2 protein-coding genes and 1 pseudogene are annotated in these 3,076 nt (G+C 72.0%); 2 read left to right on the forward strand and 1 reads right to left on the reverse strand.

Annotation, left to right across the window (positions count from 1 at the left end):
• Positions 1-451 (forward strand): annotated as a pseudogene (locus LE548_RS45115) (hypothetical protein); the annotation flags it as partial.
• Positions 452-790: 339 nt separating this feature from the next.
• Here the strand turns inward: LE548_RS45115 and LE548_RS45120 are convergent.
• A complete protein-coding gene (locus LE548_RS45120; protein ID WP_225102839.1) occupies positions 791-1,399 on the reverse strand; it encodes a TetR-like C-terminal domain-containing protein in 609 nt (202 codons plus the stop codon).
• A 68-nt stretch (positions 1,400-1,467) separates the two neighbouring features.
• On the opposite strand from LE548_RS45120, the gene LE548_RS45125 reads away from it, so the two are divergent.
• Entirely contained in the window at positions 1,468-2,802 is a 1,335-nt protein-coding gene (locus LE548_RS45125; protein ID WP_225102840.1) for an alpha/beta fold hydrolase, read from the forward strand.
• The last annotated feature ends 274 nt before the right edge of the window (positions 2,803-3,076 follow it).

A 3,076-nucleotide genomic window follows, 5' to 3' on the forward strand; every position in this document is an offset into this window, starting at 1 on the left:
CCCCGGCGACTGCATCACCGTCGTCAGCGGCCTGGGCGCCAAGACCCTCAACATCCGCAACGACAGCCACAAGACCGTCGAGGTCTTCCGCGGAGCCGTCTGCGACAACGGCGCCCCCATCGCCACCGTCGGCCCCCACAGCTCCTCCGACGGCGTCTGCCCGAGGTTCAAGGACGAGGACGAGAAGGGCGAGCACGAGAACTGTGAGAACCGCGAGCACGACGAGAAGGGCGAGCACCACGAGAAGGGCGAGGACCACGAGAAGGGCGAGGACCACAAGAAGGGCGAGGACCACAAGAAGGGCGAGGACGGCGTGAAGGTCAAGGACGGAGTCGTCGCCAGCTTCCGCGTGGTCTGCGACGAACGCGGCGAGCGTGGCGAGGGCGGCGAGCGTGGCGAGGGCGGCCGGGGCGGCGAGGGCGGCTGGGGCGGCGAGGGCGGCTGGGACTGACCCGAAGCCCACAGCACGATACGGGGCCCCGGCCCGCCGGAATCGGGCCGGGGGTACCCCTCCCATTGTCTGACAACCCACGCGCCATGCGCACACCACCGGCCCGGACACCAGAGGTCACACCCCTGGCGCCCGGGCCGGCGTCCTTCCTCCCATCGGCCGATCCACCTGGGGATATCCGCCCCGAGCGCCTCCCGCAGGCACATCTCCCCGCACCCTCGTCATCCGTTTCCCTCCCGGCGATCCCCCACCCCTGAACGGGTGAGAAAAGACGTGAGGCAGGCCGCGCAGGACGCCTACGGGCGTCGCTCCCGAGCGCTGGTGCCACGGCCCCGGCCCTCAGGTGGTGCGTCGGAGGTCCGGGAACGCGGTGGGGGTGGCCCAGCCGCGCAGTACGGCGTGGACCGTCGACCGGAATGCGGTCTCGGCTGTGGTGTCGTCCAGGGTGCCGGCGAGTTCGAGGGTCACGAGGCCGTGCAGGGCGACCCACAGCGAGACGGCGATCAGGGTGGTGTCGCCCGCGAGGGTGTGGTCCGCCACGGCGCGGTCGATCGCCGAGAGGAGCGGTCGTACGGGGTCGTGGTCGCCGACCGTGCCTGAGGGGTCGAAGGACTGCGCGCCGCCGAACAGCACCGTGTACAGATGGCGGTGTTCGCGTCCCCACCGGCGATACGCGGCGGCCAGCGCGTACAGGTCTTCGAGGGCGGCCTCGGAGACAGGTACCGCTGTCAGGTTCTGGAACAGGCCGGCGACCGCCCGGTCGCGCACCTCGCGGATCAGTCCGTCCTTGCCCTGGAACAGGGTGTACACCGCCGCTGTCGACGTTCCGGCGGCGGTGGCCAGCGCGCGGACCGTGACCGACTCCTGGGGACGGGTGGCGAACATCTCGGTCGCGCATGCCACGAGACGTTCTCCGACGGCGGCGTCGTTCGTTCTCGGCCTTCCCATGCGGAGCAGTCTAGCGGCACTGATAACATCGTTTTGAAACGATGTTTTGAAACGAGGGGGAGATTGCCGTGCCGCCGTCCGCCATACGTCCTTTCCGCTCCGTCGGCCGCGTGCTGGCCGCCACCGCCGCAGTGGTGGGGCTGGTCGCCGTCTTCCTGGCGTTCATCGTCGCCACCGACGGCGCGGGATCGGGGTTCGCCGCGTGGTCCGCGGCTGTCGGGGTCGGGGTCGCCGCGGCGCTGTGGCGGGGCCGCCGCCGCAGTTGGCGGGGACGGCTGGTGCCGTTCCTACCGGTGTTCGCTGCCGCGGCTCTGACGCTGTCGGTGTGCATCCCGACCGTTCCCACGACCCGTCGCCATCCGCCCGCCCTGCCGTTCGTGACCACCGGGCACTGGAGCCTGTCCACCGGCAGCCGGGTCGCCGTCTACCACTACCCGCCCACCGGCAACGGCCCCCGGCACCGCGTTCCCCTCGTCTACCTCAACGGCGGGCCGGTGCGCGGCATCTCGGTGCTCGACCACCACTTCCTGCAGCGGCTCGCGGGTGAGGGCTACGACGTGTACACCTACGAGCAGGCCGGCGGCGGGCGCAGCGACCTGCTGCCCATGGCCCAGTACTCGATCACCCGGTCGGTCCGTGACCTCGGCGCTTTCCTCGACAGGCTCGGCAAGGGCCGTGCCGACGTGCTGGGGTTCTCCGCGGGCGCGGTCGTGCTCACCCGCGCGCTGGCCGACCCGGCCGTCGCCGCCCGCCTGCACCGGGCGGTCATCGCCGAGCCCGGTCCGATGGACGGCCCCACCACGCGCATCGCGGGGCGCAAGGGCCGGCCGTCGGCGCGCGGCATCGCACCGCCCATGACCGGGCCGCGCTCCACCCACCAGCCGCGGTACGCCGTCGCGTTCGGCCTCATGCGGCTCGGACTGCTCAGCCCGGACAACGGGCTGGTGGGACAGGCCGAGGGCGACAACGCCTTCACCGCCGCCGATCTCGGCGGCGACACCGCGGCCGGTTACTGCGCGCGAGACGCGCACCGCATCCCGGTCGAGGACACCGTGCGGAACTTCTCCTTCAGCGCCGCCGCCAGCCTCCGCATCCAGCAGACGGTCAAGGACTCCCCCTCCATCGCCCCACGGCTGAGGCGCTCCCGGACACCCGCGATGCTGATGATCGCCGAGTGCTCCTCCCAGGTCCGGCAGTGGGAGACGACGGTCCTCGCCGACGATCCCGCCGTCCGGCGCACCCAGTACATGCCCGGCGTCGGCCACCACATGTGGAACGGCCTGGGCGACAACGACCGACGAGCGGCAGCCGTCATCACCGCGTTCCTCCAGGACAAGCCCGCACCGCTGCGCAACTATCCGACCCGGGCCGACATCCCGGCCTTCCTCCGTGACCACAAGTAGGCAGCCCCTGACCTGGCACCCGGCTCGGTGCTGCCAGGCGCCGCCAAGGCCGCCGACTTGACCGGCAGTGCGCCCCCGAACGCCATGCGGCCACGGGTGTCAAGGACCTGCTGCCGGATCTCGCGCCGCTGAGCGGCTCGGACGGGTCCGATGTCCTGTCCGAGCCGCCACCCCGGCCCTGGTCCGGCTCCCTCACAGGCTGCGGGCGGTGATGTCGCCGTGGGAGGTGGTGGCGCGGATGTCGAGGTCGGCGGTGCCGTCGTTCTTGAGGGCG

The sequence above is a fragment of the Streptomyces sp. CoH27 genome (assembly GCF_020181035.1).
GTDB classification, from domain to species: domain Bacteria; phylum Actinomycetota; class Actinomycetes; order Streptomycetales; family Streptomycetaceae; genus Streptomyces; species Streptomyces camelliae.